We start from the raw sequence: 22,194 nt of genomic DNA on the forward strand, positions 1-22,194 counted from the left end.
CATGGCGACTTTCGTCCTGATCCCCGGCATGTGCCACGGCGGCTGGTGTTTCGACGAGCTGGCCGGGCGCCTGCGCGACCACGGGCACCGCGTCCTCCCGCTGACGCTGACCGGCCTCGGCGAACGCGGCCACCTGCTGTCCGGCGGGGTGAACCTCGACACCCACCTCCAGGACGTGACCGCCGTCCTCGAGGCCGAGGACGTCCACGACGCCGTCCTGGTCGGCCACAGCTACGGCGGAATGGTGATCACGGGGGTCGCCGACCGCCTGCCCGGCCGCGTGGCCGCCCTGGTCTACCTGGACGCGGTGGTGCCGGGCGACGGCGACTCGTGCTGGAGCCTGGTCTCCGACCGGGAGCGGCAGTGGTACACGGACGTGGTGGACAGCGGGTACGCGGTGCGCCCCCTGCCGTTCTTCGACGCCCGGGCCACACCCCACCCGATCGCCTCGCTGCTCCAGCCGCTCCGCCTCACCGGCGACCCGGCACGGGTCGGGCACCGGGTCTACGTGTACGCGGCGGGCTGGGACGGGGAGTCCCCCTTCACCCCCGTCTACCAGCGGCTGCGTGCGGACCCCGCGTGGGTGACGTACGCGCTGGACGGCGGGCACAACCTCATGCGGGACGCGCCCGGGGACCTGCTGAAGATCCTGCTCGAGGCCGCGGGATCGCGGCTCAGATCATCTTGAGATTGGTGTGCCAGACGTACCGGTCCTTGCCGTTGAAGCCGCGCCTGACCGGCGTCCACTTCGACACGGGCCCGCCGGCCCAGCAGTAGCCGTGGAAGACGGTGCCCTTCTTGACCCAGTAGGAGCTCGACCTGGTGGTCTTCTTCGAGAACACCTTACTGCGCCACCGCGTCTTGACCTTGCACGGCCACAACATCCCGGCCTCCGCGACCCGCGCGCCCACCCCGGCCGCGCCGGTCGCGGAGCGCGTCTCCGCGTTCGCCGCCCCGGCCAGGGCGCCCGAGGCGATCACGAGCGCCGTCGCCGTCGCGGCGGCGCGACCGATGATCCTGGTCGGCGTCATCTCATGCCCTCCCTTGTCGTCTTCCTGCGATGAGGGCAACGTAGGCGGCGCGATGTTGAGCCGATGTCGAGCTCCTGTTGAGCGACCGGCGCGCGGTCGGTCCGGGGATCGGTCCGGGGGTCAGTCCGGGGGCCAGGCGGACAGGGCGGTGTGGAGGACGTCCAGGATTCTGGACCAGGAGGCGTCCGTGCCGCGCACGTCGCTGGAGTGCCGGAAGGACTGCGCGCCCTCCAGGCTCACGAACCCGTGGAAGGTGCTGCCGAGCAGCCGGATCGCGTCGATGTGGTCGGACTCGGGGATGCGGTAGCCGCGCAGGATCGCCCGGGACATCTCCACGTGCCGCACGCCCGCGCTGGCCGCCGCGGCCTCCGGGTCGAGCGGGAACTGGGTGGCGGCGTAGCGCCCGGGGTGCTTCCTGGCGTAGTCGCGGTAGGCGTCGGCGAAGGCCACCAGGGCGTCCTTGCCCGAGCGCCCGGCCAGCGCGGCGCCGACCTCGTCGGCGAGCTCGGCCAGCGCGAACAGCGCCACCTTCACCCGCAGGTCCCGCATGTTCCTGACGTGGGAGTAGAGGCTGCCCTCCTTGACGCCGAAATGGCGGGCCAGCGCCGTGACGGTCACGTTGTCGAAGCCGATCTCGTCGGCCAGATCCGCCGCCACCTGTGTCAGGCGGTCGACGGTCACCCCCGCGCGGGCCATGGAGCGTCCTCCCCAAACCTAAACTCTTTATGTATTTGCATAATAGCCTTAGCTTTGACTAGCCTCGCCCTCATGAGAGCAATCACTGAGAGTGACATCCGCACGTCCTTCGTCAACTGCTCCAAAGGCGAGGCCAAGCGGCTCGGCCTGCCCAAGGATCTCGACGAGCAGCCATGGGAGGAGCTCGACTTCCTCGGGTGGCGAGATCCGGGCGCGCCCGAACGCACCTATCTGGTCAGCGAGCGGGACGGCCGGCTGGTCGGGATCGCGCTACGGGTGACCTCCGGCGGCGGGCGCGGGTTCACCTCGCGCAGCATGTGCTCGCTGTGCCTGACCACGCGCACCGGCGGCGGGGTGGCGCTGATGGCCGCCCGCCGCACCGGCGAGGCCGGCCGCCTGGGCAACACGGTGGGGCAATATCTCTGCAGCGACCTGCACTGCTCGCTCTACGTGCGGGGCACGAAGGAGTCCGTTGCCGGAGGGGGCCTGGAGGAGTCGCTGTCCCTGGAGGAGAAGGTGACCCGCCTGCACGCCAACCTGAACGCGTTCCTGGACAGGATCACCCAGTGAAGCACCGACGGTGAGGGCTCAGCCGGGCCAGTCGCCGATGCGCTCCCTGATCTCGGCGACGATCTCCTCCACCGAGCGGCCGTCGGTGCCGACACGCCACCGGCCCGCCCCGGCGCGGTCGAGCGCCTCGGCCTCACGGACGGCGCGTTCGGTGACGCGGTCGAGATCGGCCGCGCCGAGCCCTCTCAGCTCGTCGCCCGGTATCGCGGGCCCGCCTCCCCTGCCGCGCGCCGCGACGCGCTCGGCCAGTGCCGCGGGGCCGGCGTGCAGGCGGCAGACGGCCGGGGCCGCGCCGGGCAGCAGCTCGGCGTAGGCGCGGACGGTGTCGTCGGAGTCGGCCTCCCCGGAGACGATCAGACACCGGGCCCCTTCGGCGCGATATCCGGCCCACACGGCGGCGAGGTTGCGCATCTTCAGTGCGCCGTCCCCGGCGGCCGGGCGGAGGGCCGCGATCTGCTTCACGTCGGCGTAGGCCGCCCGTACGCCGCTCTGGCAGACCTGACGGAACAGCTCGTAACCGACCGTCGACTTCCCCGCCGCCGTCGCACCGGACACCCACAGCACGGGTCCGGGACCGGCCGGGGCCGGGGAGGTCAGGTCGCGCGGGCCGGCCGGAACGACGCCCGGCTCCCCGGTGGTCCGCTGCCGCACCAGCCGGGCCGCCTGCGCCACCGTCAGACCGCCGGTGTCCACGCACACCCCGGCGAAGCCGCTGCGGTCGAGCCCCTCCGCCTCGGCCACGGCCCCCTCGACCAGGTCCGGGCGCCAGCCCCGCGCGAGGAAGCGCCGCCTCAGCTCGGCGGTGCCGACGCGCAGCCGGCACACCGTGAACGCGGCGTCCGGAAGCAGGCCGGCGTACGCGCGAACCTCCTCCTCGGTGTCCACGAAACCGGCGAGGACCAGCGCGCGCATGCCCTCCTGCCGGAAGTTGCGCCACAGGGCGGCGAGGTTGCGGGCGCGCAGGCGATGGACGGCGTCCTCCGGCAGGGGGTGGCACAGGCCGATCTGGTCGGCGTCGAGGAAGGCCGTCGTGACGCCCTCGCCGCTGAGCTGAGCCAACACCTCCCAGCCGACCGTGGACTTGCCGACGCCCGAGGGACCGCACAACCAGAGCAGAGGCAGCCGATCGTCACCCATCCGCGCGACCCTAGCGGGCCGCCTCCGCCGGGGGCGAACCCTTTTCCGCGTCCTCGGGCCGGTGGTCGGTCCAGGCGGCCCAGTGGGTGGCGTACCTGCCGCCGGCCGCGCGCAGGTCGTCGTGGGAGCCGCGCTCCACCACACGGCCGTCCTCCATGACCACGACGTGGTCGGCGGAGGCCGCCTGGGTGAGACGGTGGGCCACGATCAGCGCGGTCCTGCCGTCGATGGCGCTCTCGATGGCCCGCTCCAGCACGCGGGCGCCGCTGCTGCCGGCCTCGGCCGTGGCCTCGTCGAGCACCGCCGCGGGCGGGTCGGCCAGGACGAGCCGGGCCAGCGCGAGCTGCTGGCGCTGCGCGCCGGTGAGCCGGTGACCGCCCTCGCCGACGACCGTCGCCAGGCCGTCGGGCAGCGCCTCCACCCAGGCGAGCGCGTCCACCGTGGCCAGGGCGGCGCGCAGGTCGTCGTCGGTGGCCCGCGGACGGGCCAGGCGCAGGTCGTCGGCGAGCGGCCCCGCGAAGACGTGCACCTCCTGGGTGACCATGGCGATGCCGGCGGGCACTTCGACGGTGCCGGTGGTGGGCTCGTGGATGCCGGCGATGAGCTTGGCCAGCGTGGTCTTGCCGGCGCCGCTCGCCCCCACCAGGGCGACGCGCTCGCCGGGCTTGATGTCGAGATCGACGCGGTGCAGCACCGGACGGCCGGGCTCGTAGGCGTGGCCGAGATCGCGTACGGTCACCCCGGAGTGCTCCCGCCCGATCCGCGCGCTCTCCCGCGTGGCCTCGTCGGCGACGCCGACCAGGCGTGACAGGCTCGCGTTCGCCGACTGGGCGTCGTCCAGCAGCGCCAGCGCGGTGTTGACCGGCCCGAACAGGTTGTGGAAGTACAGCGCCGCGGCGGTGGCGGTGCCGACGCTGGCCGCGCCGTCGCTCACCAGCCACACCCCGGCCGCGAGCACGGCGGCCAGTCCCACGTATTCGGCGATGTGCAGGCGGCTGTAGAAGCGCAGCACGAGCCGTACGCCGCGCATGGTCAGGTCGACCGCCGCGCGGGACCGGCGGGTGACCCGGTCCAGGTGCTCGGCCTCGGCGCGGTAGGCGCGCACGGTCGGCGCGCCGCCGATGGCGTCGAGCAGGTGCTGCTGCTGCTCCCCCGTCGCGACCCGCTGGGCGGCGTAGAGAGGCACGGCGTTGCGTACGTACCAGCGGGCGGTGTGCAACTGCACCGGCACGGCCAGCAGCGCCGCGACCAGGAACCGCCAGTCGAGCAGCGCCATCGCCACCAGCGTCAGCCCGATGGACAGCAGCGAGCGGGCCAGCGCGGGCAGCGCCGAACGGACGGCCTCGGCGACCTGCGCCACGTCGCGGGTCACGCGGGCGGTCAGGTCGCCCGAGCCGGCGCGCTCGACCCGCTCGAGCGGCAGGGCGAGAACCCGCTCGACGAATCGCTCACGCAGGTCCGCGAGCGCGGTCTCCCCCAGCCGGGACACCAGCACCAGCCCGTACGCCGTCAGCACCCCCTGCGCCGCCCCGACGAGCACCAGCAGCGTCACCGGCGTGGTCAGCTCGGCGGCCGGACGGCGGCCGGCGACCAGGTCCACCACCCAGCCGAGCAGGGGCTGGGTGAGCAGGCCGACGGAGGTGGCCACGACCAGCAGGCCGAGCGCGGCGGTGGCCGGCCCTCGATGCGGGCGGAGGATCCGCCACACCGCCGCCCGGGTGCGGGCCGGGGTCGCGGTGGGCAGCAGTTCGCGGGGCGCGCTCATGCGAGCACCGCCGTACGGTAGCCGGCGTTGCGCCGGAGCAGGTCCGCGTGCGGCGCGGCGTCGCTCACCCGTCCGCCGTCCAGCAGGAGCACCCGGTCCGCCACGGCGAGCAGCGCGGGGCTGGTGGTCACGACGATCGTGGTACGGCCGCGCCTGACCCGCCTGATGCCCTCGGCGATGCGTGACTCGGTGACGGCGTCCACGGCGGTGGTGGGGTCGTGTAACACCAGCACCGGCCGCCGGGCCGCCAGGGCCCTGGCCAGGGCGACGCGCTGGCGCTGCCCGCCCGACAGGGAGCCGCCGCGTTCGCTGACGGGGGTGTCCGCGCCTTCGGGCAGCTCGTCGGCGCAGGCAGCGCCCATCGCATCGGCCATCACGTCATCCATCGCACTGGCGGTCTCGTCGTCGGGGGCGGCGGCGACGTTCGTGCGGACCGTGCCCTCGAACAGGATCGCGTCGTGCTCGGCGACCAGGACGACCTCGCGCAGGCGCGCGGGGTCCAGCTCGCGCAGCGGCACGCCGTCGAGCTCGACCGTGCCGGACTCGGGGTCGGCCTGGCGGGCCAGGCAGCGCAGCAGCGCCGTGGCGGCGGCCGGGTCGGTGGCGGCCACGCCGACCAGCTCGCCGGGGGCGATGTCGGCGTCGAAGCCGCGCAGGCCGCCGTAGGTGAGGTCGCGCACCCGTACCGCGCCCTCGGGTTCGCCGGGCAGGTCGCGCCCGCCGCCGGTGACCGCGGGCGGCGCGGACAGCAGTGCCGCCACCCGGCCGGCGGAGGCGCGGCCCTGGGCGAGCTCGGCGTTGACCCAGGCCAGCAGCTCCAGCGGCCCTTGCAGGAACAGCGCCAGGCCGACGGCGGAGACGAGCTGGCCCAGGCTGATGCCGCCGTCGATCGCGAACCTGCCGCCGACCAGGGCGATCAGCGCGATGAACGCGCCGGTGAGGGCGAGCACGACGCCGTTCTGCGTCGCCTCGGCGCGGGCGGCGCGCAGGGTGGCCGACAGCGAGTCCCGGCTGGTACGCCGGTAGCGCTCGACGGCGGCGCCCTCGGCGTTGATGCCCTTGAGCACCCGCAGGCCCGCGACGAGGTCGGCGGCCATGCCGGAGGCGTGCGCGACGCGTTCCTGCTCGACCTCGCTGCGGCGTTCGAGCGGCTTGCTGAGCAGGTGTCCCAGCCACAGCAGCGCGGGGGTGCCGAGCAGCACGATCAGCCCGAGCGGGATCGACATGCGCAGCAGCACCACGGTGGACACGGCCAGGCCGGTGAGGGCGGCGACGCCGGCCAGCACGGCCATGGTGACGGCGCCGACCCGGCGCGCGTCCTCGGTGGCGATGCTGGTCAGCGCGCCGGGCAGGCGGCCTTCGTCGGCCCCGCCGCCGGGATGCAGCACGCGGGAGACCACGGCGAGGCGCAGGTCGTGCGCGGCCTCCTCGGCGGCGCGCTCACCGACGCGGATGCCGAAACGGTAGCTGAAGGACAGGCCCACGTAGACGACGGCGAGGACGGCCAGCCACAGGAGCAGCCGCCCCCAGTTCGCGCCGGCGACGGCCTGGTCGATGGCCACGCCGATGAGGACGGGGACGAGCGCCTCGCCCGCCTGATGGCCGGCGCCGAGCAGCGAACCGGCGGCGAGCCTGCGGCGCTGGCCTGCGATCGAACGGAGCAGTACGTCACGCCCGGACTCCAACCGGCGCTCCTTCCCACGAGATCACTTAGGGAAGGCTAACTTAACACTTGGGCGATTGGTCAGGGTTTGCGGGCCACGCCACCGAATTGGGACACTTCGCGATCGGTGTACTGCGTGTCGGACTCCGGCCGCCACTGCGGCAGCGCCACCACACCCGGCTCCAGCACCTCCATGCCCTCGAAGAAGCCTTCCAGCTCCTTCGGGCCGCGCAGCGTGATGGGGGTGCCGCCGCCCTCGTTCCACAGGGCCGCCGCCTGCTCCATGGCGGGGCTCTGGACGCTGCTGGCGATCGCCGGGAAGCTGCCGGAGGGCAGGGCCGTGGCAGGGTGCGCACGATCTCGTAGGCCCGGTCCAGCTCCGGGACGAACTCCAGGATGCCGAGCAGCAGCAGGCAGATGGGCCGGTCGAAGTCCAGCGTCTCGGCCGCGCCGCGCAGGACGTCCTCGGGGTGGCGCAGGTCCGCGTCCAGGTAGGCGGTCCTGCCCTCCGGCGTGCCGCGCAGCAGGGCGCGGGCATGGGTGAGCACGATCGGTCAACGGAACATCTGGGCATTCTCTGCGGCCGGCCGGCTCCCTGAGGGAGCGTTCCTAGGAGTGACGCCCCCACCCTGAACCGCACCGCGCGCCGCCCGCCGCGCCTAGCCTGGACTCATCATGGACGGCAAGAACGCACTCGGGGAGTTCCTGCGGGCCCGGCGCGAGCTGGTGCGGCCCGAAGACCTCGGCCTGCCCGCCGGCGGCCTGCGCCGGGTGGCGGGGCTGCGCCGCGAGGAGGTCGCCCTGCTGGCCGGGGTGAGCGCCGACTACTACGTACGGCTGGAGCAGGGCCGCGAGCGGCACCCGTCGGCGCAGGTCGTCGACGCGCTCGCCCGCGCCCTCACGCTGGAGGGGGACGCGACCGCGCACCTGCACGCGCTGGCGCGCGGCACCCCCGGCCGCCGCCGTCCGGCCCCGCGTCCCGAACGGGTCGGCCCGGGCCTGCTGCGCCTGATGGAGGGCTGGCCCACCACGCCGGCCGTGGTGCTGGGGCGCCGCCTGACCGTCCTGGCCGCCAACGCCCTGGGCCGTGCCCTGTTCGACGGCCACGTCCACAGCGACGACCTGGTCCGCCTCGTCTTCCTCGACCCGGACGCCCGCGACTTCTACCCCGACTGGGAACGCGTGGCGGTCAACACCGTCGCCGGGCTGCGGGCCGCCGCGGGGGCCGACCCCGACGACCCCCGGCTCATCGAGACGGTGGGCGAGCTGTCGGTCAGGAGCGAGGCGTTCCGCAGGCTCTGGGCCCGGCACGACATCCGGCAGAAGGCCCACGAGACCAAGCGCTTCCGGCACCGCCTGGTGGGCGAGCTGACGCTGACGTACGAGGCGTTCACCGTGAACAGCGCTCCCGGGCAGCAGCTCGTCGTCTACCAGGCCGACCCCGGCAGCCCGTCCGAACAGGCGCTGTCGCTGCTGGGCAGCCTGGGCACACCGTTCCACGCCACGCTGTAAGGCGTGCTGCCACCGCGCCCACCGCCGCGCGTCGAGCGGAGGGCCGCTCCGCCGGGTCTGAGCCGCCTCGCCCGGCCGGGCGAGCGATCGATGGCGGGCCGGGATCTAGGATCGGCCTCGTGGCGACCAAGAACGCGTACTGCTCCTTCTGCGGCACGGCCTTCCCCCAGGACCTGCCCTGGCCGCGTACGTGCGCGGCCTGCGGCCGTACCGGCTATCTCAACCCCCTGCCGGTCGCGGTGATGGTGCTGCCCGTGGACGACGGCGTGCTGGTGGTGCGGCGGGACGTCGAGCCGCACCGTGGCGGGCTGGCCCTGCCCGGCGGTTACGTCGACCTGGGCGAGTCGTGGCAGCAGGCCGCCGTCCGGGAGCTGCGGGAGGAGACCGGGGTGGTCGTCGAGGCGGACGCGGTGGGGCTGTTCGACGTGATCAGCGCCCCCGACGGGACCATTCTGATCTTCGCCCTCGGCCCGCGCGTGGCCCTGGACGGTCTCCCGCCGATGCGGGCCACGGCCGAGACGTCGGAGTGGCTGATCATCGACGGCCCCGCGGACCTGGCCTTCACCCTCCACTCCCAGGTCGTCGCGGCGTACTTCGGCCAGGCCGGCGCGCCACGCGCAGAGAAAGATCAAGCAATGCCCCGGAAGGGGCGATAACGTGGTTAATGCGACGAAGCCCGTGTTCCACCTATACGCGTTGGTGATGCTCCCTCATGCGTGACAACGACCCCGCGGCGGCCTTGGCCCGAATCGACACCACCGTGCCGCACTCCGCACGGGTCTGGAACTTCCTGCTCGACGGCAAGGACAACTTCCAGGTGGACCGCGAGGCGGGCGAGACCCTGCTGCGGCTGTTCCCCGACTTCGCGATGGTCGCGCGCCTGCAGCGCGAGTTCCTCATCCGCGCGGTCCGCTACCTGGTGCGCGAGGCCGGGATCCGGCAGTTCCTGGACATCGGCACCGGGCTTCCCACCGCGAACAACACGCACGAGGTCGCCCAGGGCCTCGCGCCGGAATCACGCGTCGTCTACGTCGACAACGACCCCATCGTGCTCGTCCACGCCCGCGCCCTGCTCACCAGCTCCCCCGAGGGCGCCACGGACTACATCGAGGCCGACGTGCGCCGCCCCGACCTCATCCTCCAAGGAGCGGCCAAGACGCTCGACCTCACCCGGCCGGTCGCGGTCATGATGCTGAGCATCGTCGGCCAGGTCACCGACGAGGACGATCCGCGGGGCATCATCTCCCAGTTGCTCGAACCGCTCGTACCGGGGAGCCACCTGGCGCTGAGCGACGGCACCAACACCAACCCCGCGCTGATGGAGGCGGTCAACGGCTACAACAAGAACGCCGCCAACACCTACCAGCTCCGCGGCCCCGAGCGCATCGCGGGCTTCTTCGCGGGGCTGGAGCTGGTGCATCCCGGCGTGGTGCCGACGCCGGAGTGGCGGCCCGACCCGGACCGGTGGGACGAGCCGCGCAACGTGGTGAGCGCCGTGTGCGGAGTGGCCCGCAAGCGCTGAGCCCGGAGATCTCTTTCGAGGCCGGGGACGGCGCCCGCGCGGATGATCACGGCGGAGGCCGGTCAGGCGAGCTCGACGTAGTCCAGTTCGGCCCAGCGGGTCTGATATTGGAAGCGCAGCACGTTCCAGCCGGCGTTCAGGGTGACGCCGGCCGAGACCTGGGTCCAGTTGTCCCAGCCGCGGTCGGGGTAGTTCAGGGTGGTCTGCGCCGAGCCGTTCACGGTCAGCCGGTGCTGCGCGTCGCCGAACCCGGCCGCGTAGGCGACGTGGGCGGTGTACGCCCCCGCGACCGGCGCGTACACGGTGACGTCCACCCAGCTGTCGGCGTAGTCGATCTTGGCGGCGACCGCGCCCTGGGAGGCGCCCGCCGCGCCGGTGCGCACCACGGCGTGGTTGAGCGCGCCGCGCTCGGCCTCGTAGCGGACCCGGCTGCCGCGGACCACCGGGTAGTCGTTGGCCCATCCCAGTTCGGCGCTGTACATCCAGCGCGCGTTGTTCACCCAGCCGTGGAAGAAGGCGCGGTCGCCGAGCACGTCGGTGCCGCCGGGCCCCTGGACGGCCCCGTCGAAACTGGCCGTCGTCATCAGCGGCCGGTACGCCTTGGTGTAGGGGCCGGTGAGCGAGGAGGACACGGCGTAACCGGTGAAGTAGCTGTTGCCGGTGTAGGAGCCGCCCGAGTAGAAGAGCACGTACTGGGAGGGCCGTTTGACCAGGACGGGAGCCTCGATGACCCCGGCCTCCTCGGGCCGGTCGTTGCGGATCAGCTCGGTGCGTCCGCCGATGAAGGTGACGCCGTCGGCGGCGACCTGCTGCAGCCAGATGATGGTGGGGCGGCCGACGGCGTTGCCGTCGTTCTTGTAGAGCAGATATCGCCGGCCGTCGGTGTCGACGAAGCTCGACGGGTCGATGTCGCCGCCCTCGCTCGCGTCGCAGACGAGCGGCCCGCTCCCGAGAGGCTGGAACGGGCCGAGCGGGGTGTCGGAGACCGCGGCGCCGAGGCACATCCGGCCGGTCGCGGTGCTGGGGGCGGTGAAGTACATGAGGTAGCGGCCGTCGGGGCGGCGTGAGACGTCGGGCGCCCAGAAGCCGCCGGTGCCCGCCCAGGACGGCTTGTTCGGCAGCGCGTCCCCGCGCCTGGTCCACGGACCCGTGGCGGACGGCGCGCTGGCGACGGGGATGCGCCCGGCCGAGCCGCTGGTGGAGTAGGCGTAGTACGTGGAGCCGGCCTGGATGACGTCGGGGTCGGGGAAGTCGGAGTTGATGAGCGCCGCCGGAGCCACGGCGGCCGCGGCCGAGGCGGCCGCCGGCAGCCAGGCCGCGACGGTGGTCAATACCAGAACGAGACGGCCCAAGTGCCGCATGGGTACCTCCGATCACCTTTACTACGTTGTAATCCATTTCGGCTCGGCGGGAAAGGGTCTCTCGGCGGGAATCCGTGCGCCCGGGACCCGGCTGGGCGGGCCCCGGGCGCGACGGCGTGCGTCAGAACGGATAGCGCGGCGGCTCTCCGCGCATCGTGATCCAGCGGGTCTCGGTGAACGCCTCGACGTTGGCCGCGGCGCCGCCGAAGCGCGAGCCGGTGCCGGAGGCGCGCACGCCGCCGAAGGGCGCGTTGGCCTCGTCGTTCACGGTCTGGTCGTTGATGTGCACGATGCCGGTCGGGATCCGCTCGGCGACGGCCAGGCCGCGCATGACGTCGCGGGTCACGATGCCGAGCGACAGGCCGTACTCACCGGCGGCGGCCAGCTCGACGGCCTCCTCGGCCGACGCGACGGAGGTGACCGGGGCGACGGGGCCGAAGACCTCCTCGACGAACGCGGGCGCGGTCAGGGGCACGTCGGCCAGCACCGTGGGCCGGTAGAAGAGCTGCTCGTACGTGCCGCCGGCCGCCAGCGTCGCCCCCTGTCCCACGCTCGCGGTGACCAGGCCGTGGATCTTGTCGCGCTGCCCGGCGTCGATGACGGGACCGAGCGCCACCTCGCCGGCGGCCGGGTCGCCGACCGGGAGCGCGGCGGCCTTGGCGGCGAGGCGTTCGACGAAGGCGTCGTACAGGTGGCCGGCGACCAGGTGGCGGCCGGCCGTCATGCAGATCTGGCCCTGGTGGAAGAACGAGCCCCACGCGGCCAGGTTCACCGCGTCGTCCACGTCGGCGTCGTCGAGGACGAGCAGCGCCGAGTTGCCGCCCAGTTCGAGGTGGGCGCGCTTGAGGTGGCGGCCGGCGAGCTCGCCGATGCGGCGGCCCACGGGGGTCGAGCCGGTGAACGACACGACCCGGACGGCCGGGTCGGTGATCAGGGCCTCGCCCACCTCGACGCCGCCGGGCAGCACCTGCAGCACGCCGGGCGGCAGGCCGGCCTCCTCGAACACGCGGGCCATGAGTGTGCCGCCGGTGACGGCGGTGCGCGGGTCGGGCTTGAGGAGGACGGCGTTGCCGAGCGCGAGCGCCGGGGCGACCGAGCGGATGCCGAGGATGATCGGCACGTTGAACGGCGAGATCACCGCGACCACGCCGGCCGGGATCCGCCGCGCCATCGACAGCCGGGGCTGCTCCGACGGCAGGACCTCGCCGATCGCCCGGCTGGGCAGGGAGGCCGCCTCGTAACACTCTTCGGCCGCCACGTGCAGTGCGAACCCGGCCATCCCGGGCACGGCGCCGACCTCGCGGACGTTCCAGCCGCTGATCTCCTCGGCGTGCCGCTGCCACAGGTCACCCGCCTTGCGCAGGACGGCGGCGCGCGCGGTGTGCGGCAGCGCCGCCCATTCCCGCTGGGCGCGCCGGGCGGCCACGCCCGCCTCGGCGACGTCCTCGGGGGTCGCCAGCCCCATCCGGCCGAGCTCCTTGCCGGTGGCCGGCTCGACGACCGCGTAGTGGCCGCCCCGCCCGGCGGTCCACTCGCCGTCCTTGAAGATCTTCGCTTGCCAGTCGACGCCGTCGAGAAGTCCCACAGCGAACGTCCTTTCCCTCGTTGTTCTCAATGCGCGGGCCGGGGCAGCGGGGGCATGAGGCACTCGACGAGCCGGGCCGCTTCCAGGACCACGTTGTCACGCCAGGCCGCCCCGGCGAGCTGCAGCCCGACGGGCAGGCCGCCGGCGAGCGCCACCGGCACCGACACCGCGGGCAGCCCGGCGGCGTTGTACGGCGACGTGAGCCGGGTCAGCACCAGCTCGACGGGCCACTCCCGCTCTCCCGCCACGACCGTCATCGCCCCGATGGGCGGCGCCACGATCGGCACGGTGGCCGAGGCCAGCACGTCGTACGACACCAGCGCCCGCCGCAGGGCGGCCACCATCCGGCCGGCGGCCGCCTCCCACCGCTCGACCTGCTCGGCGGCCGGCGGGGGCAGCCGCATCAGCTCGGCGAGGTCCGGCCCGAACAGCCCAGGCTGCCGTTCGAACGCGTCCCGGTGGTAGGCGCCCGCCTCCCGTACGACCCTGGCGAGCACCGCCTCCGGCATGAGCGGCTCGCCGGGCACGATGACGTCCTCCACGACCACGCCGTGCCCCTCCAGCCGGGCGCGGGTGACCGCGAGGGCCGCGCGCACCTCGGGGGCGAGCACGGCGTCGTACCAGCCGCCCAGCCAGCCCACCCGAGGCGCGGCCGGCGGCAGGGGCGGCAGCGGGGCGGCGAGGCCGCTCATCAGCAGGGCGGCGGCGTCCACCGTGGGCGCCAGCACTCCGAGGTGGTCCAGGGACGGCGCCAGCGGCAGCACGCCGTCCAGCGGGACGCGGCCACGGGTCGGCTTGAACCCGACGCAGCCGCTCAGCGCGGCGGGGATGCGCACGCTGCCGGCCGTGTCCGAGCCGAGTGCTCCCAGGCTGCTGCCGGCGGCGACGGAGGCCGCGGACCCGCCGGACGACCCGCCGGGGATGTGGCCCCGCCGGTAGGGGTTGTGGGTGGGCCCGAAGAACGCGCTGTCGGTCCGCCCGCCCCAGGCCAGCTCGTGCGTGGTGTGCTTGCCGAGGATCACGGCCCCCGCCGCCCGCAGCCGCCGTACGGCCTCCGCGTCCCGCTCCGGCACGTGGGCGGCGAACCTGGGCGAGCCGTAGGCGGTCCGGATCCCGGCCGTGTCGATCAGGTCCTTGATCCCGATCGGCAGGCCGTGCAGCGGCCCCCGCCACTCTCCCCTGGCCAGTTCGGCCGCCTGGGCGCGGGCCCGCTCGGCGGTCACCGTGGCGTAGGCGTTCAGGGTGGGCTCGGTGGCCTCGATCCTGGCCAGCATCCGCTCGATCAGCTCATCCGCCATCGGGCCTCCGTACGAGGTAGCCCACGGGGAACAGGCTCAGGCCGGTCCTGCCGCGCACCAGGCCCCACAGCCCGCCCGGCAGCCAGAGCGCGACCGCGATGCCGACCGCGCCGAGCAGCACCAGGTACCACGAGCCGTAGTCGGCCAGGAGCTGCTGCAGCCCGAAGAAGATCAACGCGCCCAGCAGCGGTCCCTCGATGAACCCGATGCCGCCGATGACCACGATGAAGATCATGTACGCCGACCACTGGACGCTGAAGATGGAGTCCGGGTTGACGCTGAGCGAGCTGATTGTGATCACCCCGCCCGCCGCGCCGCACCCGGCCGCCGCGACGAGGTACACCAGCCGCTTGGCCCGCCCCACGTCGATCCCGGCCGCCCCGGCCGCGGTCTCCTCGTCGCGCACCGCCATGAGCGACAGCCCGAGCCGGCCGCGCAGCAACAGGTAGCACCCGGCGATCGTGGCCAGCGCCAGCGCCAGCGCGACCCAGTACGTCAGCGCCCCGCGCAGCGTCTGGTCGATGCCGGACAGCCCGGTCAGCCCCTTGCCGCTGCCGCCGCCCACGCTGTCGATCCGGACGACGACCAGCCGGTAGACCTCGGCGATCACCCAGGTGCCGACGGCGAAGTAGTCGCCCCGCAGCCGGAAGGCCAGCCACGAGGTCGGCACCGCGAACACCGCGCAGGTCAGCGCCGCCAGCGGCACCGCCAGGTACGGCTGCACGCCCAGGTCGGCCAGGGCGATCACCGTGTAGGCGCCGATCCCGATGTAGGCCTGCTGCCCCACCGACACCAGCCCGCCGAACCCCGCGAGCAGGTTCCACATGCTCGCCAGCGCGATCAGCACGAACAGGTTGACCAGCGTGTCGGTGACCGTGCTGAACACCAGGAACGGCAGCGCCGCCAGCAGCGCGGCCCCGGCCGCCATGACCACGGCCGACACCTTCGACGACCGGCCCGCCCGGCTCACGCGCAGGGCCGCCGCCGCGCGTCCGGTCAGGGTCTCTGAGATCGTCATGCGGTCCGTCCGGCGAGCAGGCCCTGCGGCCGGAAGGCCAGCACGGCGAGGAAGACGAGGTGTCCGGCGAGCAGGGTCAGCGCGGGGTCGATCTGCGCGCCCAGCGACTGGGTGACGCCGAGGACCATGCCACCCAGCAGCGTGCCCCACAGAGAGCCCAGGCCGCCGATGACGACCGCCTCGAAGGCGAAGATCAGCCGCGAGGGCCCGATCGAGGGGTCGAACGACGAGCGCATGGCGAACATCAGGCCCGCGAGCGCGACGGTGGCGAAGGCGATGGCGGTGGCGACGCCGTACACGTGGCGGCTGTCGGCGCCCATCAGGCTCGCGGTCTCGCGGTCGTCGGAGGAGGCGCGCAGCATCCGGCCGAGGCCGGTGCGCGACAGGAACGCCTGGATGCCGATCAGCGCGGCGCAGGCCAGCAGGAACGTGGCCAGCGCGAGGTAGCCGACCGAGATCGAGCCGCTGAGCTCGAACGAGCCGGTGGCGAACGAGCCGCCGTCGAGGGTGCGGGTGTCGGCCGAGAAGAGCTCCAGCAACACGTTCTGCAGCACGATCGACAGGCCGAACGTGACCAGCAGCGTGGCCAGCGGCCCCGCCGACAGGCTGCGCTGCAGCAGCACCCGCTGGGTCAGGTAGCCGAGCACCGCGAACAGCGGCACGGTCACCACCAGCACGATCCACAGCGGCAGCCCGGTCCCGCCGACCAGGGCGAGCGCCAGGAACGACGCGACCACCGCGAGGTCGCCGTGGGCCAGGTTGACGATCCGCATGACGCCGAACATCAGCGACAGCCCGGTGGCGAACAGCGCGTAGAGGCCGCCGAGCAGCAGCCCCTGGACGACGGCGTTGAGCCAGCCCATGTCAGTCCCGCCCCTCTCGTACGGGCCCGATCCCGAAGTACGCGTGCTCGACCTGCTCCGCGGTCAGGTCCCGGGGCCGCCCCTGGAGCACGGACCGGCCTTCGAGCAGGCAGTGCACCCGGTCGGCGACCCGCATGGCCTGGGCCACGTCCTGCTCCACCAGCAGCGCCGTGGTGCCGGCGCCGACGATGCCGGGCAGCACCTCGTAGACGCGGCGCACGATCACCGGGGCCAGGCCCAGGGACAGCTCGTCGATGAGCAGCAGGTCGGGGTTGGACAGCAGCGCCCTGCCGATCGCCACCGACTGCTGCTCGCCGCCGGACAACTGCGCGGCGTTCTGGGTGCGCCGTCCGGGCATCCAGGGGAACAGCTCGTACACGCGGGCGAGCGTCCAGGGGCCGGGGCGTTTGCGGTAGGCGCCGGTCAGCAGGTTCTCCTCCACGGTGAGCGAGCGGAACAGCCGGCGGCCCTCCGGCACCAGCGCGATCCCCGCCGCCACCCGCCGGTGGGCGGGCAGGCGGGTGATGTCGCGCCCGGCGAAGTGGACGGAGCCGGACGTGGGGAGGTTGAGGCCGGCCAGGGCGCGCAGCAGCGTGGACTTGCCCGCGCCGTTGGCGCCGATGATCGCCAGCACCTCGCCCCGCTCGAGTTCGAGGCCGAGCCCGTCCACCGCGCGCAACTGGCCGTGGTGGACGGTGAGGTCGCGGATCGACAGCAACGTCATGGGACCTCTTCCTCGAGCACGACGCCCAGGTACAGCTCGCGCACCTTCTGATCCGCGAGCACCTCCAGAGGTTCGCCGTCGGCGACCACCTCGCCGCCCGCCAGGCACACCATCCGGCCGACCGTCTTGACCAGGGCGTGCACGACGTGCTCGATCCAGACGATGCCGAGGCCCTCGGCGTGCAGCCGGCGGACGACCTCGACGAGTTCGAGCACCTCCGGCTCGGTCAGCCCGCCCGCGACCTCGTCGAGCAGCAGCAGCCGGGGGCCGGTGCCCAGGGCGCGCGCCACCTCCAGGCGCTTGCGCTGCAGCAGGGTGAGCCGGCCCGCCGGGGTGTTGGCCAGGTCGGCGAGCCCGGTGCGCTCGAGCACCGCCATGGCGTGCGTCAGTGCCCGCCTGCCCGTGAGGGCCGCGCCCTGGTGGCCGCACACCAGCACGTTCTCGAACACGGTCAGGTGCTCGAACGGCCGCGGCACCTGGTAGGTACGGCCGATGCCGGCCCGCGTACGGACGTGCGGCGGGACGCGCGTGACGTCGCGCTCCTCCAGCCACACGGCGCCGGCGTCCGGGCGCAGATCGCCCGAGATCATGGCGAACAGACTGGACTTGCCGGCCCCGTTCGGCCCGACGATCCCGAGCGCCTCGCCCGGCCGGACGGAGAGCGTCAGCTCCTTGGCCACGCTCACCTTGCCGAAGCTCTTGGTGAGGCCGTCGAGACGCAGCAGCGGAGTCGTCATCAGGCGTTGGTGGGTCGGAGGTCGCCGCCCACGGGGACGTCCTTGTTGCCGGAGTTGTCGACGATCACCACGTCCCAGGGGAACCGCTCGCCCTTGCGCCACTGGCCGCCGACCGGGTGCTGGATCGCGATGCCCGGGTGCGGTCCCGTGGTGAAGTCGAGGTTCCCGCTCATGCAGCTGATCTTCATGGAGCGCAGCCTGGACGCCACCTCGTCGCGGTCCTTGGGGTCGCCCGCCTCCTTGAACGCCTGGATCGCGATCTCGAACAGCGAGTAGACCGAGCCGAGCGCCTGGGTCCACTGCTTGCCCGTGTCCGCGGCGAAGGCGTCGGCGAGCTGCCTGGCGCTCGTGCCGTCGAGCGTGGACTTGTACGGGTGCGCCGGCGTCCACCAGAAGTCGGTGGCGATGTCGGCGGCCAGCTCCCCCAGCGCCTCCGCCTCGGAGGGGAACAGCATGACCTTGGCCACGGTGGCGAGCTTGGGCTTGAACCCCTGCTGCCGCGCCTGCTTCCAGAACGTCTGGAAGTCCGGCGGGATGGGCGTGCAGGTGAACAGGTCCGCCTCCGACTCCTTGAACTTCGCGATCTGCGCGGTGAAGTCGGTCGCGCCGCCCTGGTAGGCGCCGCCGTCGACGGGCGTGTAGCCGGCCTTCTTCATCATCGGGCCGAGGCCCTGGCGGAAGGCGTTGGCGTCGGTGTCGTTGGGCCACAGCGCGGCCACGTTCTTGTTCGGCACGTCCATCCGCTGCCACATCGGGAAGAAGCACTCGGCGAACTCCCGCATCCCGAAGAAGAACAGGGTGGTGTAGGTGAAGCCCTGCCCCGCCTTGCCGCCGCGGCCGTGGAACCACGCCTCCCAGGGGGCGATCGTGGTGACGTTCGGGATGCCGTTGGCCTCGCACTGGTCGGCGACCGGGTTGGTGGTGTCGGGCGTGGAGGAGCCGACGATGAGGTCCACCTTGTCGCTGTTGATGAGCTGCCGGGTGACCTCGGTGGCGCGGTTCGGGTTGGACTGGGTGTCCTTGACGACGATCTCGATCCTGCGCTTCTTGCCGCCGGCGGTGAAGCCGTCGCGCATCGCCTCCTGGATGCGCTTGACCACGAAGTTGTCGGCGGTGGCGAAGCCGGCCAGCGGGCCCGTCTGGGGGCTGACGTAGCCGATCCTGAGCACGTCCGACGACGAGGCGCCGGTGCCCTTCAGGCCGCCGCAGGCGCTCACCAGGGATGCACCGCCGAGGGCGGCGGCCGCCCGCAGCAAGGAACGGCGGTTCAGGCCGTCCGAAGAGGTGTCGCTCACGCCAACTCCTTGTCGGCGGCATGCTGCGCACGCCGCCATCGCTCAGGGGGTGGGCCACCTCGTGGCCGGAGAGCGGCGCGAACCTCGGGTGGCCGGAAGTTGAGCCGACCGTACGGTTCCGTTAACACCTGGGCAACACATGGTTCCGGAGACTCGAACGCGATTTGTCTCCTTGGAACGCCTTACGTCCGCGGGCGGTGCCCGAGACGCCTGGAGATCTCCGCGGCGGTGCGCCGCAGTGCCGGTTCGACCCGCCCGGCCAGCGCCTCGACGCTGGTCGGCGAGATCGTCAGGTGCACGGCGATGTTGACCGCGGCGACGACCTCGCCCGAGCGGTCCCACACCGGCGCGGCGAACGAGCGCAGCCCCGGCGCGAGCTCCTCGTCGTTGACCGCGAGCGCGTGCTGGCGCACCTTGGCCAGCGCGGCGATGAGCTGCTCGCGGTTGGTGATCGTCTTGGGCCCGCGGCGGGCCATGTCGGTGCGGTCGAGGATCTGCCTGAGCGCCGCCGGGTCCTTGTACGCCAGCAGCACCTTGCCCATCGACGTGCAGTACGCCGGCAGCCGGGATCCCACGTGCAGGTTGAGGTCCATGGCCAGCGAGCTGCGCCGGCCGCTGCGCCTGCGGTCCACGTAGACCACGTCGGGCCCGTCGCACAGCCCCAGGCTGACCGTGAACCCGGTCTCGTCGGCCAGCGCCTGCAGCAGCGGCCCGGCGACCTTGGTGAGCTCCATGGAGTCGATCGCGGCGAACCCGAGGTCCACCACGCGCGGCCCGAGGAAGTACTTCTTGGTCTCCGGGTCCTGGCGGATGTAGTCGAGCTTGGTGAGGGTGGCGACGTAGCGGTACGTCGTGCTCTTGTTGAGCCCGACGGCCCGCGCCAGGTCGGCGATGCCCAGCACGGCGCGGTCCCCGCTGAAGGCGGACAGGATGCGCAGGCCGCGCTCCAGGGACACGGAGAAGGCGGCGTCGGCGCTCGTGCGGCCACGGGGGCGTGCGTCATCGGTCACGATCGTCAGGATACGGTCATACAGTTTCAGTGATTCGAACGCGAGTGGGATCGGGGACTCGATGGCAGGAGCCGGCTGGCGGGACGTGCGGCACTTCATCGGCGGTGACTGGGTGGAGGCCGGCTCAGGGCGTACGTATCCGAACCGGTCCCCCTGGTCCGGGGAGGTGCTGGGCGAGGTCGCCGCCGGGGACGCGGAGGACGCGGAGCGGGCGGTCGCCGCCGCGCACGAGGCGTTCGGCCGGTGGGCCCGTACGCTGCCCTGGGAGCGGCAGCGGATCTTCCTGCGCGCGGCCGACCTCCTGGAGGCCCGCCACGACGAGGTGCTGCGCGCCCTCGCGCTGGAGACCGGCTGCGGCCGGCACTTCGGCGGGGTGCAGATGGACTTCGCGCTCAAGCTGCTGCGTCAGGCCGCGCAACTCGCCTACCGGCCGGACGGGGAGCTGCTGCCGTCCGACGTCGAGGGCACGCGGGCCATGGCCGTGCGGCGTCCCGTGGGCGTGGTGGCGGGGATCGCGCCCTGGAACTCCTCGGTCGTGCTGGCCGGGCGGGCGAGCATCGGGCCGCTCGCGCTCGGCAACACGGTGGTGCTCAAGCCGTCGGAGGAGTCCCCGTACACGGGGGGCGGGCTCTGGGCGGAGATCCTCCACGAGGCCGGGCTGCCCGCCGGGGCGTTCAACGTCGTCACCCACGCCCCGGGCGAGGCCGGCGCCGTCGGCGACGCGCTGCTGGCGCACCCGCTCGTCAAGAGGATCAACTTCACCGGCTCCACCCCGACCGGCAGGCGGCTGGCCGAGAAGGCCGGCAGGCACCTCAAGCGCGTGGTGCTCCAGCTCAGCGGCCAGAACCCGCTCATCGTGGCGGGCGACGCCGACATCGCCTACGCCGTCGACGCCGCCGTCTACGGCGCCTTCGTGCACCAGGGCCAGGTGTGCATGTGCGCCCGGCGCGTCTACGTCGAGCGCCCGCTGGCGGAGGAGTTCGCCGAGCGGTTCGCGGCTCGGGCGGCGGCCCTGCCGACCGGCGACCCGCGCGATCCGGCGACCGTCGTGGGGCCGGTGATCAACGAATGGGCGCTGGCGCTGCTCGACCGCCGGGTCAAGGAGGCCGTCGGGCTCGGCGCCCGCGTTCTGGCCGGTGGCGTGCCCGAGCCTCCGTGCTACCCGGCCACCGTGCTCACCGACGTACCGGACGAGGCGGAGATCTCGCACGGCGAGACCTTCGGCGCGGTGGTGGTCCTGGAGGTGGTCGACTCGGCCGAGGAGGCGGTGGCCCGCGCCAACCGCTCGGACTTCGGCCTGGCCGCCTCGATCATCACCGGCGACACCCAGCGGGGCCTGCGGCTGGCCGCCCGGCTCGACGCCGGCATCGTGCACGTCAACGACCAGCCCGTCAACGACGAGCCGCAGATGCCGTTCGGCGGCGTCAAGGGCAGCGGGTGGGGCCGCTTCGGGCTGGGCTTCGCCGCCGAGGAGTTCTGCGAGCTGCAGTGGGTCACCGTACGCGACCAGAACCGCACCTTCCCCTTCTGACCCCCGCCCCCAGCTCGGTGGTCGCGCTGCCCGTGCTGGTCGGGGCCATGCGTGGGTGACGGGTCATTCGGTGCGTTCCAGCGTGCTCTCCCTGTCCACCCGGCCATCGGCCAGCTCCACCAGGCGTCCGGCGCAGCGGGTGGCCAGGTGGGGGTCATGGGTGACGAGCAGCAGGGTCTGGCCGATCTGGTTGAGGTCGATGAGCAGGTCCATCACCTGCTCGCCCGAGCGGCTGTCCAGGGCGCCGGTCGGCTCGTCGGCCAGCAGCAGGGCCGGGCGGTTCATGAGGGCGCGCGCCACGGCCACCCGCTGCCGTTCGCCCCCGCTCAGCACGGCCGGGTAGGCGTCCTTGCGGTCGGCGATGCCGAGCTCGTCGAGCAACTCCAGGGCGCGGCGGCGGGCCTGGCGGGCCGGGATGCCGAGGAGCTGGGCGGACAGGGTGACGTTGTCCAGCGCGGGCAGGTCGTCGATGAGGTTGAAGAACTGGAAGACCATGCCGATGTGCCGCCGCCGGAACAGCGCCAGCCCCGTCTCGTCGAGCCGGCCAAGGTCGTGGCCGTCGACCACGACCGTGCCCGCGGTCGGCCGGTCGAGGCCGGCGATCATGTTGAGCAGGGTCGACTTGCCGCAGCCGGAGGGCCCCATCACGGCGACGGCCTCCCCCGCGCGGATCTCCAGGGACACGCCGTCGAGGGCCGTGGTCCCGCCGTACTCCTTGCGCACCCCGTCCAGATGTACGACGACCTGTCCCGTCCTGTCATCACTGTTCACGGGCAGCACGCTAGTGCCGTAGCAGATTGGGTTTGCCCTGTTTGTGGTGACACGCCGATCAAGGTCCCACCTCGGCGGTCGTGATCGCTTCAGACTCTGCTCGTG

Annotated in this window: 21 protein-coding genes and 1 pseudogene; 6 read left to right on the top strand and 16 right to left on the bottom strand. The window is 73.2% G+C overall.

What is annotated here, in order from left to right:
* The first annotated feature begins 1 nt into the window (after position 1).
* Positions 2 to 688 (top strand): alpha/beta fold hydrolase, encoded by a 687-nt coding sequence (locus tag AB0I15_RS59890; RefSeq protein ID WP_358118195.1) that lies wholly within the window; start codon positions 2 to 4, stop codon positions 686 to 688.
* Here AB0I15_RS59890 and AB0I15_RS59895 read toward each other — a convergent pair.
* Both AB0I15_RS59895 and AB0I15_RS59900 read right to left on the bottom strand, forming a co-directional pair.
* A complete protein-coding gene (locus AB0I15_RS59895) occupies positions 675 to 1,031 on the bottom strand; it encodes a hypothetical protein (RefSeq protein ID WP_358118197.1) in 357 nt (118 codons plus the stop codon). The genes AB0I15_RS59890 and AB0I15_RS59895 overlap by 14 nt on opposite strands.
* A 120-nt stretch (positions 1,032 to 1,151) precedes the next feature.
* Positions 1,152 to 1,727: a WHG domain-containing protein gene (locus AB0I15_RS59900; protein WP_358118199.1), complete on the bottom strand. Its 576-nt coding sequence runs from the start codon at positions 1,725 to 1,727 to the stop codon at positions 1,152 to 1,154.
* Positions 1,728 to 1,799: 72 nt separating this feature from the next.
* On the opposite strand from AB0I15_RS59900, the gene AB0I15_RS59905 reads away from it, so the two are divergent.
* Complete coding sequence (locus AB0I15_RS59905; protein ID WP_358118200.1) at positions 1,800 to 2,297, top strand: FBP domain-containing protein; 498 nt, start codon at positions 1,800 to 1,802, stop codon at positions 2,295 to 2,297.
* Between the two features lie 18 nt (positions 2,298 to 2,315).
* Here AB0I15_RS59905 and AB0I15_RS59910 read toward each other — a convergent pair whose 3' ends face one another.
* The 4 genes and pseudogenes from AB0I15_RS59910 to AB0I15_RS59925 form a co-directional block, all read right to left on the bottom strand.
* Positions 2,316 to 3,434 (bottom strand): adenylyl-sulfate kinase, encoded by a 1,119-nt coding sequence (locus AB0I15_RS59910; protein WP_358118202.1) that lies wholly within the window; start codon positions 3,432 to 3,434, stop codon positions 2,316 to 2,318.
* A gap of 10 nt (positions 3,435 to 3,444) precedes the next feature.
* The gene (locus tag AB0I15_RS59915; RefSeq protein ID WP_358118204.1) at positions 3,445 to 5,199 is read right to left on the bottom strand and encodes an ABC transporter ATP-binding protein; all 1,755 of its coding nucleotides are present in this window, start codon (positions 5,197 to 5,199) and stop codon (positions 3,445 to 3,447) included.
* On the bottom strand, positions 5,196 to 6,884 hold the full coding sequence (locus AB0I15_RS59920) for an ABC transporter ATP-binding protein (RefSeq protein ID WP_358118206.1): 1,689 nt from the start codon (positions 6,882 to 6,884) through the stop codon (positions 5,196 to 5,198). The genes AB0I15_RS59915 and AB0I15_RS59920 overlap by 4 nt, the downstream gene beginning before the upstream one ends.
* 59 nt (positions 6,885 to 6,943) lie before the next feature.
* Positions 6,944 to 7,410 (bottom strand): annotated as a pseudogene (locus AB0I15_RS59925) (SAM-dependent methyltransferase).
* Positions 7,411 to 7,537: 127 nt separating this feature from the next.
* Between AB0I15_RS59925 and AB0I15_RS59930 the strand changes: the two are divergent.
* From AB0I15_RS59930 to AB0I15_RS59940, 3 genes are all read left to right on the top strand, one after another.
* Positions 7,538 to 8,374: a helix-turn-helix transcriptional regulator gene (locus tag AB0I15_RS59930; RefSeq protein ID WP_358118208.1), complete on the top strand. Its 837-nt coding sequence runs from the start codon at positions 7,538 to 7,540 to the stop codon at positions 8,372 to 8,374.
* 119 nt (positions 8,375 to 8,493) lie between these two features.
* Positions 8,494 to 9,030, top strand: a complete 537-nt coding sequence (locus AB0I15_RS59935; RefSeq protein ID WP_358118210.1) for an NUDIX domain-containing protein — start codon at positions 8,494 to 8,496, stop codon at positions 9,028 to 9,030.
* A gap of 56 nt (positions 9,031 to 9,086) precedes the next feature.
* Positions 9,087 to 9,896, top strand: a complete 810-nt coding sequence (locus AB0I15_RS59940; protein WP_358118212.1) for an SAM-dependent methyltransferase — start codon at positions 9,087 to 9,089, stop codon at positions 9,894 to 9,896.
* 62 nt (positions 9,897 to 9,958) lie between these two features.
* On the opposite strand, the gene AB0I15_RS59945 is transcribed toward AB0I15_RS59940, so the two are convergent.
* The 9 genes from AB0I15_RS59945 to AB0I15_RS59985 form a co-directional block, all read right to left on the bottom strand.
* Positions 9,959 to 11,227, bottom strand: a complete 1,269-nt coding sequence (locus AB0I15_RS59945) for a family 43 glycosylhydrolase (RefSeq protein ID WP_358118214.1) — start codon at positions 11,225 to 11,227, stop codon at positions 9,959 to 9,961.
* Positions 11,228 to 11,378: 151 nt separating this feature from the next.
* A complete protein-coding gene (locus AB0I15_RS59950; RefSeq protein ID WP_358118216.1) occupies positions 11,379 to 12,842 on the bottom strand; it encodes an aldehyde dehydrogenase family protein in 1,464 nt (487 codons plus the stop codon).
* 26 nt (positions 12,843 to 12,868) lie between these two features.
* Positions 12,869 to 14,140: an amidase gene (locus AB0I15_RS59955; protein WP_358118218.1), complete on the bottom strand. Its 1,272-nt coding sequence runs from the start codon at positions 14,138 to 14,140 to the stop codon at positions 12,869 to 12,871.
* Entirely contained in the window at positions 14,130 to 15,158 is a 1,029-nt protein-coding gene (locus tag AB0I15_RS59960; protein WP_358118220.1) for a branched-chain amino acid ABC transporter permease, read from the bottom strand. The genes AB0I15_RS59955 and AB0I15_RS59960 overlap by 11 nt, the downstream gene beginning before the upstream one ends.
* Complete coding sequence (locus tag AB0I15_RS59965; protein ID WP_358118222.1) at positions 15,155 to 16,021, bottom strand: branched-chain amino acid ABC transporter permease; 867 nt, start codon at positions 16,019 to 16,021, stop codon at positions 15,155 to 15,157. Before AB0I15_RS59965 ends, AB0I15_RS59960 begins: the two co-directional genes overlap by 4 nt.
* 1 nt (position 16,022) lies before the next feature.
* The gene (locus tag AB0I15_RS59970) at positions 16,023 to 16,745 is read right to left on the bottom strand and encodes an ABC transporter ATP-binding protein (protein WP_358118224.1); all 723 of its coding nucleotides are present in this window, start codon (positions 16,743 to 16,745) and stop codon (positions 16,023 to 16,025) included.
* Positions 16,742 to 17,482, bottom strand: coding sequence for an ABC transporter ATP-binding protein (locus AB0I15_RS59975; protein ID WP_358118226.1), 741 nt, complete (start codon positions 17,480 to 17,482; stop codon positions 16,742 to 16,744). Before AB0I15_RS59975 ends, AB0I15_RS59970 begins: the two co-directional genes overlap by 4 nt.
* Positions 17,482 to 18,777: an ABC transporter substrate-binding protein gene (locus tag AB0I15_RS59980; RefSeq protein ID WP_358118228.1), complete on the bottom strand. Its 1,296-nt coding sequence runs from the start codon at positions 18,775 to 18,777 to the stop codon at positions 17,482 to 17,484. Before AB0I15_RS59980 ends, AB0I15_RS59975 begins: the two co-directional genes overlap by 1 nt.
* A 182-nt stretch (positions 18,778 to 18,959) precedes the next feature.
* Complete coding sequence (locus tag AB0I15_RS59985) at positions 18,960 to 19,787, bottom strand: IclR family transcriptional regulator (RefSeq protein ID WP_358118230.1); 828 nt, start codon at positions 19,785 to 19,787, stop codon at positions 18,960 to 18,962.
* Positions 19,788 to 19,848: 61 nt separating this feature from the next.
* Between AB0I15_RS59985 and AB0I15_RS59990 the strand changes: the two genes are divergently transcribed.
* Positions 19,849 to 21,318 carry an aldehyde dehydrogenase family protein gene (locus AB0I15_RS59990; protein WP_358118232.1) on the top strand — a complete coding sequence of 490 codons (1,470 nt, stop codon included), beginning with the start codon at positions 19,849 to 19,851 and terminating at the stop codon, positions 21,316 to 21,318.
* 63 nt (positions 21,319 to 21,381) lie between these two features.
* On the opposite strand, the gene AB0I15_RS59995 is transcribed toward AB0I15_RS59990, so the two are convergent.
* The gene (locus AB0I15_RS59995; protein ID WP_358118234.1) at positions 21,382 to 22,089 is read right to left on the bottom strand and encodes an ABC transporter ATP-binding protein; all 708 of its coding nucleotides are present in this window, start codon (positions 22,087 to 22,089) and stop codon (positions 21,382 to 21,384) included.
* Positions 22,090 to 22,194 lie beyond the last annotated feature (105 nt).

Origin of the sequence: Nonomuraea sp. NPDC050643 (assembly GCF_040654715.1) — a bacterium.
GTDB lineage: Bacteria > Actinomycetota > Actinomycetes > Streptosporangiales > Streptosporangiaceae > Nonomuraea.